Here is a 13,943-nt window from a genome sequence, read left to right on the forward strand (position 1 = left end):
TAAGGGTAGAAGATGTCCGGTAAAAAGTATTTGTGGTTCATTGTGGTGGTGTCGGCCATCATCATGGCAGCAGCTCTGTATTCGCAACATGTGTTGAAAATGGAGCCTTGCCCTTTGTGTATTTTTCAGCGCGTGGCGGTAATGGCAGTGGGTGCTGTGGCTTTGCTGATGGCATTGATTCCCAATCGTCAAAAAACGGTTGGTTTGGGTGCGGCAATTTTAATCAGCATTCCTGCGCTCATTGGTTTGAGCATTGCATTGCGCCAACGTTATATTCAAGGTTTACCACCTTCAGAAGTGCCTGCTTGTGGTCCGGGTTTGGACTTTATGATGAATACTTTGCCATTGCAAAGTTTGATTCAAACGGTTTTAAGTGGTTCAGGTGAATGTGCGGTGGTGGATTATTTCTTGGGTGTACCTTTGCCAATTTGGAGCGCCTTGTTTTTTGTGTTTGCTATTGGTATGGCTTGGTTTGCTTGGTTCAAGTCACGTCCAAACCGTCGGTATGGTTATTGATAAGGTGATGAAAATGAAACAAAGTATGGGTATGATTTTGATTGTTTTGGCTTTGGCCGCGTGTAGCAGCACAGGTTCTACTTCGGGCTCTAGCCAAGTGTACGGTCAAGTGAGCGGTGGCGTGGGTTATACGTCACATTGATGTGCTTATCAAAAGTAAAAGCGTCCTGTAAATGTTTACAGGACGCTTTTTTATGGGTTGATTTATTGGCTTAATTGCTGTTCAAAAAAGCGCAATACCAAAGCGGTTTCTTCTGCCAATTGGTCTTGTGTGCCATTGCCGCTGTGACCACCATCTTCAGGACACAACAACCATGCTGCTTGTTTGAGTTCTTGCAAGCGCGCATGCGTTTTCAAAGCGTGAGCAGGATGCACGCGGTCATCACTGAAACTGGTGGTGAGCAAAGTTTTAGGATAAGTCACATCTTCTTGCAAATTGTGGTAGGGCGACAAAGCTTGTAGTGATGCTGTGGCTGTTGGGTCTGCATCATCTGGATTGCCAAACTCAGCAATCCACGATGTTCCTGACGACCATTTTGTATAATTGAGCATGTCGGCTAATGGCATTTCAGCCACCACAGCACCGATTTGAGTCGGTGCTTGTGCCATCGCCGCCAAAACCACCAAACCGCCATTGCTACCACCTTGTAAACCAATTTGTGTGGCAGTTGCCAAATTTCGCTGTTGTAAATCTTGTACCACGCTGAGTAAATCTTCAATGGTTTTGTGCTTGTTGTTACCAATGGCCGCTTGGTGCCATTGCGGACCAAATTCGCCGCCACCACGCACATTCGCTACCACAAAAGCATAACCTTGGCTCAACCAATGTCGACCCATTAAACCCAAATAATGCGGCAATTCAGCCACAGCAAAACCACCATACACATACACAATTGTCGGTTTGGGCGCATCGCTTGGCGTGCCAACATGAAAATAAGGAATGGACGTGCCATCTGTGCTTTGCGTCCAAAATTGTTGGGTTTGCATGTTTTTAGCATCAAATTGTTTCGGCTGTTTGCGCAAAACCGCCACATCTTGCTGGGCAAAATCGACACACAGTAAAGTCAAAGGCGTGCTGAAATCGCTGATGGCGACATAGACCACATCACCGCCATAAGGTTGGTCGACTAATTCGATGGTGCCACGAGGCAGCGCAGGCACGGTGGCTTGTTGCCACGCACCTTGGGAAAATTGTTGCGCACGCAATTGGCTTTGAACATTGTCCAACACATGCATCACTACAAATTGGCGTGTGGTTTCGACCGCTTCTAAAATACAGGCCGCTGTGGGCTCGAACAAAATTTGTGCTGCACCCAATTGACCTTTGCTCAATTTGACCGCTAACAAACTGCCATTGGCATAACGGGTATTGGCACGTTGCCAATCGCTTTTGAGCCACACCAATAATTGACCGCCCAAATAACCAATCAAATCGCAGTTTTCAGGCAGGTTTAAAGGCTGCGCTTGCAAATCGCCATCGACCCAGTAATAGGTTTTGCGGTAAAAATCATGCGCCACTTCAATGACATCCAAATCTTTGCCTTGTGGATCCAAATAGCGACAAGCTGCGACAAACATATCATCGATTTCAGCTTGTAAAACGGGAATGGCTTCATCCATACTGTTGCCACGCTCTAATAGCCACACTTGGCGAGGGTAGCCGCTGGTGGTTAATTGCGCTTCGTGCCAAGCAGGGCAGACCCAAACGCTGTCTAAGTCACGCCATGCAATGTGGTTTTTGCCCAATGGAAAATGAAAACCACTGTCCACCAAGCGTTTTTCAGCCAAATCAAATTCCAATGTATAAGCGGCATCGCCGCCATTGCTGCCAAACTCTAACAAAGTGCGAGTTGGGTGCAACGTGCAATGCGTGACATGATTCAAATACACATCGTCCTGTAACACCTCATCAAATGCTTCCACCGAAAACAAAATGTCCCAATCAGGCAAGCCCGAACGAAAACTGGCCGCCGTACACACACGATAAACGCCTTTAGGATAATCGGCATTTTGATGAATGTGGTACATCCGCGCACGATGCTCTTGGCAAAACGGAATTTGTTTTTCATTTTGAATCTGCGCCAACATGTCTTGCGCCATGTCTTTGGTGCGTTGGTCTTCAAACTGTGCCAAGGTTTGCGCATGGGCACAAGCGGCATATTGTTGGGTTTCAGGACGGTTTAAATCTTCTAGATGGCTGTGGGCATCACAATTCATGGTATTCAATTCAATCAAAGCATCAATGATGCATTATAACGTGAAATACAGGCCGCTTTGAGTGGCAACATGACTGACAGTTTGTGTAAATCCAGTGAATCTACTTGCAAATGATAAAAGCTATCATTATTATAGCGTTTCATAATTGTTTTTAAATCAAGGATTGCCACATGTTTGTATGTATTTGCAATGGTGTGACTGATACTGAAATCAAGCAAAGCATTGCGGATGGTTGCCGTGATATGGCGAGTTTGCAAGCGGAGTTGGAAGTGGCGACTTGTTGCGGTCGTTGTGGTGATATGTGCGAAAAATTATTGAGCGAAGCCCATCATGTTCATGAACCTCGCTCAGTGGGCATTTTAATCCACGCTGTGTAAGCTTTATGCTTGATTGCCAACAGCTTGTTGGATGAAGTTTTCCAAACCCATTTCTTCAATCAAGAACAATTGATTTTCTAGCCAATCGATGTGTTCTTCGTTTTCTTCTTTAAGTTTGTGCAACATGTCACGGCTGACGTAATCGCCTTCAGCTTCGCACACTTTAATCGCTTCAATCAAAGCTGCGCTTTTGATATTTTCCAGTTGCACATCACATTCGAGCATTTCTTTGACGTTTTCGCCCAACAGTAACTTGCCCAAATCTTGCAAGTTTGGCAAACCTTCGAGCAATAAAATGCGTTCAATGACGTCGTCAGACATCTTCATTTCTTCAATCGATTGTTTGTAAACGTGCTTGCCCAAAGCTTCGATGCCCCAGTTTTTCAACATGCGTGCATGTAAAAAATACTGATTGATGGCAATCAAAGACACAGCCAAGACTTTGTTCAATTCACGTTTTACAGGACGGCTTCCTTGCATGTTCGTCTCCTTTATTGAGTTTAGACTTGGCTTTGCAAGTAGTTTTGTAAGCCCATCAAATCAATCAAGCGCAATTGTTGTTCTAGCCAATGAGCGTGGTCTTCTTCGGTATCACGCAATTGTACAATCAACAAATCGCGAGTGACATAATCGAATTCTTGTTCACACAAACGAATGCCTTGTTTTAAAGCATCGCGCACGTGCAATTCCAAAGCCAAATCCGATTGGAACATCGATGGAACGTCTGTGCCGATATTCAATGCGCTGGGCACCATTTGAGGTGTGCCACCGAGCATCAAAATGCGTTTGATCATTTGCGCGGCATGGTCGCCTTCTTCTTGCATTTCATGCGTCATGCGTTCGAACAATTTGCTATAGCCCCAATCTTCGTACATTTGGGCATGAATAAAATATTGGTCACGCGCACCCAACTCACCTGCGAGCAACTCGTTCAAATATTGAATGACAGCTTTTGAGCCTTGCATGATGGATTCCTTTATTTTGTGGTTCGGATGAACCAGACATGGGTAGTAATGGGTTTATTTTAACAAAAAATTTTATCAATTTGAAAGTATTAATTTATATTATTAATAATAACAGTTCTCATTAAGTTTCAATGATTTAAATGAAAATTAATGCTATTTGTATCTAAAAAAGCGTCCTGTAAATCATTACAGGACGCTTGAGTCTAAACCCTTGTTAGTGATGGTGATTCAGACGCCATACACTATCTATCGACCAACGTTTGTTTAAGCGGTAATCAACAGAATTTTGGCGAAAGCCTCTTCAAACTGCTTCAAGCCATCGTCGCGCAAACGCAACGCCAAAGCGTCCAAGTCTATGCCCAAAGCCGTTACATCTGCCAATACTTGTGCTGAGGCAGCTTCTTTGCCACTTAAACTGGCGCTGACGTTGCCATGGTCGATAAAGGCATTCAAAGTGGCGCTAGGAACGGTATTGACAGTGTGCTCGCCAATCAATTCGTCCACATACAATGTGTCAGGGTAGGCAGGATTTTTGGTGCCTGTCGATGCCCATAACAATTGCAAACGTGTCGCACCTTGTGTTTGCAAATCTTGCCAAGGTGTTTGTTGCGTGAACGCTTCCCAATCGGCATAAGCGCTGCGTGCCAAAGACAAAGCCACTTTGCCTTGTAAAGCTTCTGGCAAGCTGATGTCCAAAGCCGTATCAATGCGCGATAAGAAAAAGCTGGCGACCACAAAAATTTTGTCAATCGGCAAACCTTGCGCAACACGTTGTTGCAAGCCTTGTGCGTGTGCGTCCATGATTTGTGCCAAAACTTGGCGCGAGAAAATCAAAGTCATGTTGACGTTGATGCCAGAGGCCACCAATTCGGTTAGTGCTTCAATGCCTGCGTCTGTGGCAGGGACTTTGATCATGGCGTTCGGTTGGTTAATTGCTTGCCACAAGCGTTTGCCTTCGGTGATGGTACCTTGGGCATCGTGTGACAATTCAGGAGATACTTCCAAACTCACCATGCCAGCTTGACCATTATGGGCTTGGTAAACAGGCAAAGTCACCAAACAAGCGTCCTGTACGTCGGCAATGGCCAAGGTTTCATAACGGCTTTTGGCATCCATATCTTGCTGTTTTAAAGCAGCCAATTCTTCGGTATACAACGCATCGTTTTGAAAAGCTTGTTGGAAAATGGCAGGATTGGATGTGACACCCATCACACCATCTGCCAATTTGCTTGCCAATTCCCCTGATTGAATCAATGAGCGCGACAAACTGTCGAGCCAAATTTGTTGTCCTAATTGAGCCACTTGTTGCAACTTGCTCATGTTTGTTCCTTTGATATTGTTACGTATTTCCATTTAAAGACTGCTGATGTTGTTGGGCGACTTTAACATAGTGTTGGGCAGAATAAGCCAAAAAAGCGATTTCCTCTTCAGTTAAACGGCGCACTTGTTTGACTGGAGAGCCGACATACAAATAGCCACTTTCCAAGCGTTTGCGAGCAGGAACGAGGCTGCCTGCTCCTATCATCACATCGTCTTCGATGATGGCATCGTCTAAGACCGTTGTTTTCATACCCACCAAAACACGATTGCCAATGCGGCAACCATGCAGCATCGCCATATGACCCACCGTCACATCATCACCAATGATTAACGGTGAGCCTTCAGGTTTTTGATCATTTTTGTGTGACACATGCAGCATGGCCAAATCTTGCACATTGCTGCGTGCGCCTACGCGAATGTAGTTAACATCACCACGTATCACCGCCATAGGCCAAACCGAACTTTGTGTACCTAAAATGACATCGCCAATGATGACACAGCTAGGATCGATGAAAACAGCATGCTGTGTATCTGGAATGGTATTTAAAAATGGTCGAATATTGTTCATCATCATTGCCATATTATAAGGTTAAAAAAGAAACGCTTTAAAAGGTCGATTTGCGTGATTTTTGTCACAACTATATCTGATGACATTAATTTAAGCACCCAAAAACAGCAAATAAGTGATAAGTATGATTCTAGCGAATCGGCTTTTATTGTTAGCATATTATTTTATTTTTATGAAATACATTGGTTGATTTTATTTTTTGATTGAGATTTAATGAAAAAAAATAATAATTTATCAGGCCGTTTGTCATATTGTAGGCATGTTAGCCTGAGAGAAATTAATTTAGAATGAAACCTAATTTAATTAACTAGCATAAATGAGCGTTATCTCTAAGCACCAAGCAACTTTTTATAGGCGATTGGGTTTAGGTGTGGGTTAATTTATCAAATTGAAAAATCATAACGAAGGAAGAAAACGTGGCTAAATTTGTGCAAACTTTGATTGTTTCTGCCATTGCTGGCATCACTTTGGCTGCGTGCGGCGGCGGTGCAGATACCAAACCTGCGGCAGCTGCACCAGCAGCGGCATCAGGTACGACGACAGCATCGGCCCCTGTGGCTGATGGCACACCAAAACGTGTCGCTATTACAGCGATTGTAGAGCATCCTGCTTTGGATGCTGTGCGCAAAGGTGTGGAAGAGCAATTGGCGGCAGATGGTTATAAAGTCGGTGAAAACTTGACCATTGATTTCCAAAGTGCACAAGGCAATACGGCAACCGCAGGTCAGATTGCGAAGAAATTTGCAGGCGATAATCCTGATGCCATCGTGGCGATTGCGACACCAAGTGCGCAATCAATGGTAGCGGCAACACGCACGGTTCCTGTGGTATTTGCAGCGGTGACCGATCCTGTGGCGGCGAAATTGGTGACGTCTTGGGAGCCGTCTGGTACCAATGTGACAGGCGTATCGGATGAATTGCCTTTAGAGCCACAAATTGATTTGATGAAAAAATTGGTACCGAATGTCAAATCAGTGGGTTATGTTTACAGCCCGGGTGAAGTCAATTCAACTGTGATTTTGGAACAGTTGAAAGCCAAATTGGGTGCGCAAGGCATTGAAGTGGTGGGTGCGCCTGCTCAGCGTACTACGGACATTTCAACTGCGGCAAACGGCTTGGCAGGCAAAGTACAATTGATTTACACCACCACCGACAACAATGTGGTTTCAGGTTATGAAGCTTTGTACAAAGTGGCTTTGGCTAACAAAATTCCATTGCTCGCTTCTGACACAGATACTGTGAAACGTGGTGCGGCAGCGGCTTTGGGTGTGAACTATTATGATGTTGGTTTGCAAACGGGCAAAATTGTGACCCGCATTTTAAAAGGTGAAAAAGCAGGTGCCATTGCACCGCAAAAAATGGACAAATTGGATTTGTTTGTTAATCCAAAAGGTGCTGAAGCGCAAGGCTTTACAATTCCTGCTGATTTGGTAAGCACAGCTAAAGAAGTCGTTCAATAAGTCTCGCTTAGGTGCCACTGAGTATGGCCAACTCTAAACAGCATATTTTGTTGGAGTTGGCCTTTTTGATTCAGGCCGCTTACCGAGTGGTGTGATAAAAACTGATTAAATAAGACAAAGAAGATCCTTATGTCCATGATTGCATTGTTCGGGGCTTTGGAAACGGGCCTCATTTACGCTTTGGTTGCTTTGGGTGTATACATTTCGTTTCGCATTTTAGATTTTCCTGATTTGACTGCCGATGGCTCTTTCCCTTTAGGTGGTGCGGTGGCGGCAGTTTGTATTGTCAATGGTGTCAATCCTTGGCTTGCTTGTGGTGTGGCTGTGATTGCAGGTGCTCTGGCAGGTATGTTGACAGCTTGGATGCATGTGTCTTTGAAGATTTTGCAATTGCTTGCAGGTATTTTGGTGATGGTGGCTTTGTATTCGGTCAACTTGCGCATTATGGGTTCGCCCAACGTACCACTGATTGGTGAGGCCAGCGTGTACAGTGGTTTTGTGGGCGATGATTTTGCTAGCCAATATTGGATACAGCCATTGGTGATTTTGGGTTTTGTGATTGCGGCTAAATTCTTGATGGATTGGTTTTTTTCTACCCAAACAGGTTTGGCAATGCGAGCGACAGGTGCCAATGCACGTATGGCGCGTGCGCAAGGTGTGTCGACCAATAAAATGGTCATTTTAGGCATGGCTTTGTCCAATGGTTTGATTGCTTTAGGCGGTGCTTTGTTTGTACAAACCCAAGGTGGTGCGGATATTTCGATTGGTATCGGTACGATTGTGATTGGTTTGGCTGCCGTGATTATTGGCGAAACGTTGATTCCGTCTAAGAAATTCTTGTTGATTACCATTTCGGTGGTGATTGGTGCGGTGTTGTATCGTTTGTTTATTGCTTTGGCTTTGGGCAGCGACACTTTGCGCTCTATGGGTTTTGGCCCGCAAGATTTGAATTTGGTGACGGCTTTGCTCGTGGTATTGGCATTGCGTTTCCCGCAAATCAAAAGTTACTTTAAGAAAGTGGGTAAACCATCATGATGCAAGCAACTGATTTACGCCTGACATTTAACCCAGGTACACCGATTGAAAACCGTGCTTTGCGTGGCATGACGTTGGGCATCAATGAGGGCGAATTTGTCACTGTGATCGGCTCTAATGGTGCGGGCAAATCGACTTTCTTAAATTCCATCAGTGGCGATTTGTTGGTCAATACAGGCAGTATTGTCATTGACGGTCAAGATGTGACCCGTTTACCGGCTTACAAACGAGCGCATTTGGTGGCTCGCGTGTTTCAAGACCCGATGGCAGGCACATGTGAAGCTTTAACCATTGAAGAAAATATGGCTTTGGCTTTGAGTCGTGGCGAAAAGCGCGGCTTAAAATTGGCTTTGGACAAAGACAAGCGTGAGCTGTTTCGTGAGCGTTTGAGCGTGTTGCAATTGGGTTTGGAAAACCGTTTGCCAGACCGTATGGGTTTGTTGTCAGGTGGTCAGCGTCAAGCAGTGAGTTTGTTAATGGCAGCCATGCAGCCTTCAAAAATCTTATTGTTAGACGAACACACTGCCGCACTTGACCCGAAAACTGCTGCATTTGTATTGGAGTTGACCGATAAAATCATTACCGAGAACAAATTGACCGCAATGATGGTGACGCATTCGATGCGCCAAGCTTTGGATCATGGTCATCGTACGGTGATGTTGCATCAAGGTCAGGTGATTTTTGATGTGTCGGGTGACAAACGTGCCAATATGGATGAAGCAGGTTTGATTCAATTGTTCCACCAAACCAGTGGTGAAAAATTGGCGGATGATGCGTTGTTGTTAAGCTAATCATGCAGTGAATAAAATCAATTCAGCTTGTATATTGGATTGATGGATGAAAAATAAGCGTCCTGTAATCTTTACAGGACGCTTGTTTGCATTTTTACAGGACGCTTAATAACAGCGGAACACACTGCCATCACTATTGTGGTGGCAGTATTTTTTGTGGCGACTGTTCCAATGGTAAGCACCTCGATTGTCACCGCCATACACATTGGTTTCAATGCGCACACTGCCTTGCATGGGTTGACCTGCACGCACCGCAGCATCGTATTCTAAGCGGTTGCGTTGCTGCTCGTTATAGGCTTTGGACAAGTCACGAGCGGTTTGGCATTTTTGTGGGTCTTGGCGTTGGGCGCATTGACGATTGGCAAAATCAACGTCTTGTTGGCTAAGTGCCCATGCGGAAACTGGTAGCGATAGCCCAATGATTGCACACACTAAAGAGAGTTTCATGGCGGTGTTTTCCTAAATCAAGTTTCAGAAAAATAGATTTATGGCTTTATTGTAATCAAAATGGGGACAGGTGGTGTCTGGTATCGGTGAAAAATACTTTAAAATTTCAACCATTTGTGACCAAAGAAAAATACCAACAAGCCCAATATGATGATGCCCATGCCCATAATTTTGCTCAAATCTATGGGTTTGAGCGGCATGTTGAGCCAACCATAATGATCAATGAGTAAACCTGCACACAATTGACCCATGATGATGAACAACAACATATTGGCAACCCCGACTTTAGGCGCAACAATGATGCTAGAGCAAACCAAAAATGCGCCCATCAAGCCGCCCGTCCATTTCCACCATGCTTGTTGTGGGAGCAATTGCAGTGTCGGCAATTGACCTTTGAATAACACAATGCTGAACAACAGCAATGTGCCAATTAAAAAAGAAATGAATGCAGCCAATAAAGGTTGCTGGAGTAGGGATTTTGCCAATTGGCTGTTGACGGCAGCTTGGGTGGAAAGCAAAACACCTGCTATCAAAGCCATGCTCAGATATAACCATTGCATGAATATTCTTTCATAAAAAAAGCGTCCTGTAAGTTTACAGGACGCTTGTCATTAATCAGGATTATGCTGGAACGACTTCGCCTAAAAAACCACGCAATTTTTGCAATGCTTTGGCTTCGATTTGGCGAATGCGTTCGGCAGATACACCGTATTGGCTGGCCAAATCGTGTAAGGTTAAGCCGCTATCATCTTGTAACCAACGAGATTCGACAATGTGGCGTGAGCGGTCATCCAATTGTGCCAAGGCAGTTTGCAAGCCTTCGGTTTGCAATTGGTGATGGGCTTTTTGCGCCAAGATTTGTGTCGGTTCGCTGTTGTGGTCGGTCAACCAATCTATGGGTGCAAAGCTGTCTTCATCGTCATCGCTGTCGGATAACAAGGCCACATCTTTGCCGGTCATGCGTTGCTCCATCTCGAACACCTCAGACAATTTGACGCCCAAATCGTCGGCGATTTGCTGCGCTTCGATGTCGCTCAAAGCATTCATATTTTTGCGCATGCTGCGCAAATTGAAGAACAATTTGCGTTGTGGCTTGGTAGTTGCCACTCGTACCAAGCGCCAGTTGCGCAAAATGAATTCGTGGATTTCGGCTTTGATCCAATGCACAGCGAATGAAAACAAACGCACACCACGGCTAGGCTCGAAGCGTTTCACGGCTTTCATCAAACCGATATTGCCTTCTTGAATCAAATCTGCTTGGTTTAAACCATAACCATCGTAGCCTCGTGCAATAGAAACAACGACACGTAAATGCGACAAAATCATTTTTTTTGCCGCTTCTAAATCATCATACAAAGCATGACGTTCGGCCAAGTCATGCTCTTCCTCTGCGCTCAATAATGGAATGCTGTTCACTGTGTGAATATACTGTTCCAAAGTTGAATGACCGCTGGGTACAGGTAAAGCAAAAGCTGGGTTCATCAATGTATTGTCCTTATCTTTCAATGAGACATAATGCAAGCAACTGAGTGTAGCATAAAACCAACGCTATCTTATTGCTGTAACATAAATTTAACTTTTATTAAGACTTTTGGCAAGTCTGATAGTTTCATTAAATTAAGTTAAAGCTTAAGTGTTAATGTTGTATTAAAAAAGTGCGCAAGACAGACGGAACCAGACTGAAAAAAGTAGCAGAAATACTAAATATTGAGTGGGTATATAGAAATATTCGGTCTTGCATTGTTTAAATATCATTACGTATTTGACATAAAAATGCAAGACCGATTAGAAATATCAATATGACTGAGGGTTTGGTCTAAACTGACTGTAAATAAATAATATCAACAACCAAACCGAGAGCAAAATCGCCAACGGCCAAGTACCACCTAAGCGCATATATGGGGTTTCGCCTTGATAACCGTGAATGGTGGTGGTCAAAATTTGCTGGGTATCGCGCGGTGCCAAAGACACAATATGACCTTTCGGATCCACCACCGCTGTTAAGCCTGTATTGGTGGCGCGCACCATATAGCGACCTAATTCTAAAGCTCGAGCTTGGGATTGTTGCAATTGTAAATCCATGGCGTGGGAGGTGCCATACCAAGCCATATTGCTGACATTGGACAGTAAAGAAGCTTGTTGGGCTGAGGCAATCAATTCATCACCAAAGCTGTCTTCATAACAAATGTTAAAAGCTATTTTCTGATTGGCCAATGCCAATGGTGCTTGATTTTTGCCACCAGCACTGAAGTCTGCCAGTGGCATGTTCATCATCTGATATAGCCATTGTGTGCCTTGTGGTTTGAATTCACCAAATGGCACCAAATGGTTTTTGCTGTAAGTGGGCAAGGCTTGATCGGGTTTTTCAGGATCAAATGAACTAAAATTGATGATTGAGTTTAAATATTGGCGGCCTGTATGCGTGTATTCTGGTATGCCTATTGCCAAAGCGGCGTTTTGTCTATGTGCCGTATTCACAAATTGGGTTAATAAGCCTTCGGGTAAGTCTTGGCGCATGAGGGGTATGGCGGTTTCAGGCATGATGACAATGTCAGCCTCAGCTTGTGTGAGCAATTCATAATATACTTGTATGGTATGCGCAAAAGCTTCAGGCTCCCATTTTAAAGTTTGTGGAATATTGCCTTGTAATAGAGCCACACTGGCTTGGGTGCCATCTCTTTCTGTCCAATGGTGTTGTGATAAATTGACACCTATGGCGACAATCAACATGCTGACAGCGACATGTAACGATTTTTGCCAAATCGGCTTACATAAAATAAGACCTGCTATTGCTGCACCAATCAATGCAGTGGCCCATGTGACCAAAGCAATGCCACTGACAGGGGCGTAACCAGCCAAAGGTGATTCGGCAATTTGCGTATAGCCTAATGCTCCCCAACCAAAACCTGTGAAGGCGCGCTCGCGTACAAATTCGGTTAAGGTCCAAACAGCGGGAAAAACCAACAGTAATTTGCCACTGTCAGGTAGGCGGATTTTTTCACATAACCAAATGGTTAATGTCGGATACAGTGCCAAATACATCGGCAATAAAGCAGTCAAAGGGATGGAAATTGGCAAAGGCAAACCTGAAACGTCATGTAATGCTGTATTAATCCAATAACATTGCACAAAATAAGTCACCCATGCCCATAAATAGACCAAGCGCAAACGATAGCGCTCATGCCAAAATGCCACAATGAGCATGACTGCCAATAAAATAGGCATTAGCCAATACAGGCGATAAGGTGCATAAGCAAAAGGGGTTAAGGCCGCTGAAATGACCATCAGCAATGCGCCCATAATTGGACTGCTTGCGAGGCGTTGTAACAAAGATTGGGGCATTAGTGAGCAGCTTTCTGTCCACGTAGATTTTGTATCATGTGCACAATCCATACAATGATGCTACCAACAATGGCACCGATGAGAATACTAAAACCTTTGGTTACTAGAATATTGGTGAAACCACTGCCGATATGTTCGAGATTGTGTGCTAAATGGGTTAAAAATGGCAGATTGTGGACGATGATGTCACCGCCTACTAAGAACATGGCAAAAGTACCGACGATACTTAAAGTGCGCATTAAATAAGGTGTAGAGCTAATTAATACAGAGCCTAATTTTTTTGAGAAAGCAGAGGCTTTGGTTTTCATCCAAAAACCTAAGTCATCAATTTTTACAATGCCAGCAACCAAGCCATAAACCAAAACGGTAACGGCAATACTGATGGCGGATAACGCCAAAGCTTGTTGCAAAATCGGTGCGGTGGCCATTGTACCTAAACTAATGGCAATGATTTCGGCTGATAAAATAAAATCGGTACGAATGGCGCCTTTGATTTTGGCGGATTCGTCAAAAGCCATATCCGAGATAGGTTCAGAAGAGTGAACAGCGGGTTGGCGCTTTTGTTTGTATTTGTGATAGCTGTGCAATACTTTTTCGACACCTTCAAACGCTAAAAAAGCACCACCGATAATCAGTATCGGACCAATTAAAAATGGTAAAAAATAAGACAAAGCTAGAAAAGCAGGCACCAATACTACTTTATTCCAAAAAGAACCTTTAGCGACTGCCCAAATAATGGGCAATTCACGTTGGGCAGAAGAGCCAGTGACTTGTTCGGCATTCAATGCCAAATCGTCACCAATCACGCCCGCGGTTTTTTTAGCAGCGACTTTGGTCATCACAGATACATCGTCTAAAACAGCTGCAATGTCGTCTAATAAAAGAAGTAAAGAGCCTGCCATAAT

General features: G+C 44.2%; 16 protein-coding genes. 6 read left to right on the forward strand and 10 right to left on the reverse strand.

What is annotated here, in order from left to right; all coding sequences use genetic code 11:
- Positions 1-12: 12 nt before the first annotated feature.
- Positions 13-516: a disulfide bond formation protein B gene (locus tag H150_RS0100665; protein WP_019957112.1), complete on the forward strand. Its 504-nt coding sequence runs from the start codon at positions 13-15 to the stop codon at positions 514-516.
- Between the two features lie 13 nt (positions 517-529).
- Positions 530-658 (forward strand): hypothetical protein, encoded by a 129-nt coding sequence (locus tag H150_RS15355; protein WP_280520942.1) that lies wholly within the window; start codon positions 530-532, stop codon positions 656-658.
- 62 nt (positions 659-720) lie between these two features.
- Here the strand turns inward: H150_RS15355 and H150_RS0100675 are convergent, their stop codons facing one another.
- The gene (locus H150_RS0100675; RefSeq protein WP_019957114.1) at positions 721-2,733 is read right to left on the reverse strand and encodes an alpha/beta fold hydrolase; all 2,013 of its coding nucleotides are present in this window, start codon (positions 2,731-2,733) and stop codon (positions 721-723) included.
- Positions 2,734-2,903: 170 nt separating this feature from the next.
- On the opposite strand from H150_RS0100675, the gene H150_RS14625 reads away from it, so the two are divergent.
- Positions 2,904-3,110 (forward strand): (2Fe-2S)-binding protein, encoded by a 207-nt coding sequence (locus H150_RS14625; RefSeq protein WP_019957115.1) that lies wholly within the window; start codon positions 2,904-2,906, stop codon positions 3,108-3,110.
- 3 nt (positions 3,111-3,113) lie between these two features.
- On the opposite strand, the gene bfr (H150_RS0100685) is transcribed toward H150_RS14625, so the two are convergent.
- The 4 genes from bfr (H150_RS0100685) to H150_RS0100700 form a co-directional block, all read right to left on the reverse strand.
- Positions 3,114-3,590, reverse strand: a complete 477-nt coding sequence (gene bfr / locus H150_RS0100685) for a bacterioferritin (protein ID WP_019957116.1) — start codon at positions 3,588-3,590, stop codon at positions 3,114-3,116.
- Positions 3,591-3,610: 20 nt separating this feature from the next.
- Positions 3,611-4,075 (reverse strand): bacterioferritin, encoded by a 465-nt coding sequence (gene bfr / locus H150_RS0100690; protein ID WP_019957117.1) that lies wholly within the window; start codon positions 4,073-4,075, stop codon positions 3,611-3,613.
- Positions 4,076-4,339: 264 nt separating this feature from the next.
- Positions 4,340-5,395 carry a transaldolase gene (gene tal, locus H150_RS0100695; RefSeq protein ID WP_019957118.1) on the reverse strand — a complete coding sequence of 352 codons (1,056 nt, stop codon included), beginning with the start codon at positions 5,393-5,395 and terminating at the stop codon, positions 4,340-4,342.
- Between the two features lie 19 nt (positions 5,396-5,414).
- Complete coding sequence (locus H150_RS0100700) at positions 5,415-5,963, reverse strand: gamma carbonic anhydrase family protein (RefSeq protein ID WP_019957119.1); 549 nt, start codon at positions 5,961-5,963, stop codon at positions 5,415-5,417.
- 416 nt (positions 5,964-6,379) lie between these two features.
- On the opposite strand from H150_RS0100700, the gene H150_RS0100705 reads away from it, so the two are divergent.
- From H150_RS0100705 to H150_RS0100720, 3 genes are all read left to right on the forward strand, one after another.
- Entirely contained in the window at positions 6,380-7,423 is a 1,044-nt protein-coding gene (locus H150_RS0100705) for an ABC transporter substrate-binding protein (protein ID WP_019957120.1), read from the forward strand.
- Positions 7,424-7,552: 129 nt separating this feature from the next.
- Complete coding sequence (locus tag H150_RS0100715; RefSeq protein ID WP_019957122.1) at positions 7,553-8,458, forward strand: ABC transporter permease; 906 nt, start codon at positions 7,553-7,555, stop codon at positions 8,456-8,458.
- Positions 8,455-9,249, forward strand: a complete 795-nt coding sequence (locus H150_RS0100720; RefSeq protein WP_019957123.1) for an ABC transporter ATP-binding protein — start codon at positions 8,455-8,457, stop codon at positions 9,247-9,249. The genes H150_RS0100715 and H150_RS0100720 overlap by 4 nt, the downstream gene beginning before the upstream one ends.
- A gap of 105 nt (positions 9,250-9,354) precedes the next feature.
- Here H150_RS0100720 and H150_RS0100725 read toward each other — a convergent pair whose 3' ends face one another.
- The 5 genes from H150_RS0100725 to H150_RS0100745 all read right to left on the reverse strand — a co-directional run bounded on the left by H150_RS0100725 (position 9,355) and on the right by H150_RS0100745 (position 13,940).
- Positions 9,355-9,696 carry a hypothetical protein gene (locus tag H150_RS0100725; RefSeq protein WP_019957124.1) on the reverse strand — a complete coding sequence of 114 codons (342 nt, stop codon included), beginning with the start codon at positions 9,694-9,696 and terminating at the stop codon, positions 9,355-9,357.
- Between the two features lie 98 nt (positions 9,697-9,794).
- The gene (locus H150_RS0100730; protein WP_019957125.1) at positions 9,795-10,256 is read right to left on the reverse strand and encodes a DMT family transporter; all 462 of its coding nucleotides are present in this window, start codon (positions 10,254-10,256) and stop codon (positions 9,795-9,797) included.
- A gap of 61 nt (positions 10,257-10,317) precedes the next feature.
- The gene (gene rpoH, locus H150_RS0100735; protein ID WP_019957126.1) at positions 10,318-11,178 is read right to left on the reverse strand and encodes an RNA polymerase sigma factor RpoH; all 861 of its coding nucleotides are present in this window, start codon (positions 11,176-11,178) and stop codon (positions 10,318-10,320) included.
- A gap of 312 nt (positions 11,179-11,490) precedes the next feature.
- Entirely contained in the window at positions 11,491-13,038 is a 1,548-nt protein-coding gene (gene lnt, locus H150_RS0100740; protein WP_019957127.1) for an apolipoprotein N-acyltransferase, read from the reverse strand.
- Entirely contained in the window at positions 13,038-13,940 is a 903-nt protein-coding gene (locus H150_RS0100745) for a DUF808 domain-containing protein (RefSeq protein ID WP_019957128.1), read from the reverse strand. The genes lnt and H150_RS0100745 overlap by 1 nt, the downstream gene beginning before the upstream one ends.
- Between the last annotated feature and the right edge of the window lie 3 nt (positions 13,941-13,943).

The sequence above is a fragment of the Vitreoscilla stercoraria DSM 513 genome, from assembly GCF_000382305.1.
Classification (GTDB): Bacteria; Pseudomonadota; Gammaproteobacteria; order Burkholderiales; family Neisseriaceae; genus Vitreoscilla; species Vitreoscilla stercoraria.

What these genes read in the sequence shown, in the direction of transcription:
- H150_RS0100665 (WP_019957112.1), top strand. Translation starts at nt 13, where the DNA reads ATGTCCGGTAAAAAGTATTTGTGGTTCATTGTGGTGGTGTCGGCCATC.
- H150_RS15355 (WP_280520942.1), top strand. Translation starts at nt 530, where the DNA reads ATGAAACAAAGTATGGGTATGATTTTGATTGTTTTGGCTTTGGCCGCG.
- H150_RS0100675 (WP_019957114.1), bottom strand. Translation starts at nt 2,733, where the DNA reads ATGAATTGTGATGCCCACAGCCATCTAGAAGATTTAAACCGTCCTGAA.
- H150_RS14625 (WP_019957115.1), top strand. Translation starts at nt 2,904, where the DNA reads ATGTTTGTATGTATTTGCAATGGTGTGACTGATACTGAAATCAAGCAA.
- bfr (WP_019957116.1), bottom strand. Translation starts at nt 3,590, where the DNA reads ATGCAAGGAAGCCGTCCTGTAAAACGTGAATTGAACAAAGTCTTGGCT.
- bfr (WP_019957117.1), bottom strand. Translation starts at nt 4,075, where the DNA reads ATGCAAGGCTCAAAAGCTGTCATTCAATATTTGAACGAGTTGCTCGCA.
- tal (WP_019957118.1), bottom strand. Translation starts at nt 5,395, where the DNA reads ATGAGCAAGTTGCAACAAGTGGCTCAATTAGGACAACAAATTTGGCTC.
- H150_RS0100700 (WP_019957119.1), bottom strand. Translation starts at nt 5,963, where the DNA reads ATGAACAATATTCGACCATTTTTAAATACCATTCCAGATACACAGCAT.
- H150_RS0100715 (WP_019957122.1), top strand. Translation starts at nt 7,553, where the DNA reads ATGTCCATGATTGCATTGTTCGGGGCTTTGGAAACGGGCCTCATTTAC.
- H150_RS0100720 (WP_019957123.1), top strand. Translation starts at nt 8,455, where the DNA reads ATGATGCAAGCAACTGATTTACGCCTGACATTTAACCCAGGTACACCG.
- H150_RS0100725 (WP_019957124.1), bottom strand. Translation starts at nt 9,696, where the DNA reads ATGAAACTCTCTTTAGTGTGTGCAATCATTGGGCTATCGCTACCAGTT.
- H150_RS0100730 (WP_019957125.1), bottom strand. Translation starts at nt 10,256, where the DNA reads ATGCAATGGTTATATCTGAGCATGGCTTTGATAGCAGGTGTTTTGCTT.
- rpoH (WP_019957126.1), bottom strand. Translation starts at nt 11,178, where the DNA reads ATGAACCCAGCTTTTGCTTTACCTGTACCCAGCGGTCATTCAACTTTG.
- lnt (WP_019957127.1), bottom strand. Translation starts at nt 13,038, where the DNA reads ATGCCCCAATCTTTGTTACAACGCCTCGCAAGCAGTCCAATTATGGGC.
- H150_RS0100745 (WP_019957128.1), bottom strand. Translation starts at nt 13,940, where the DNA reads ATGGCAGGCTCTTTACTTCTTTTATTAGACGACATTGCAGCTGTTTTA.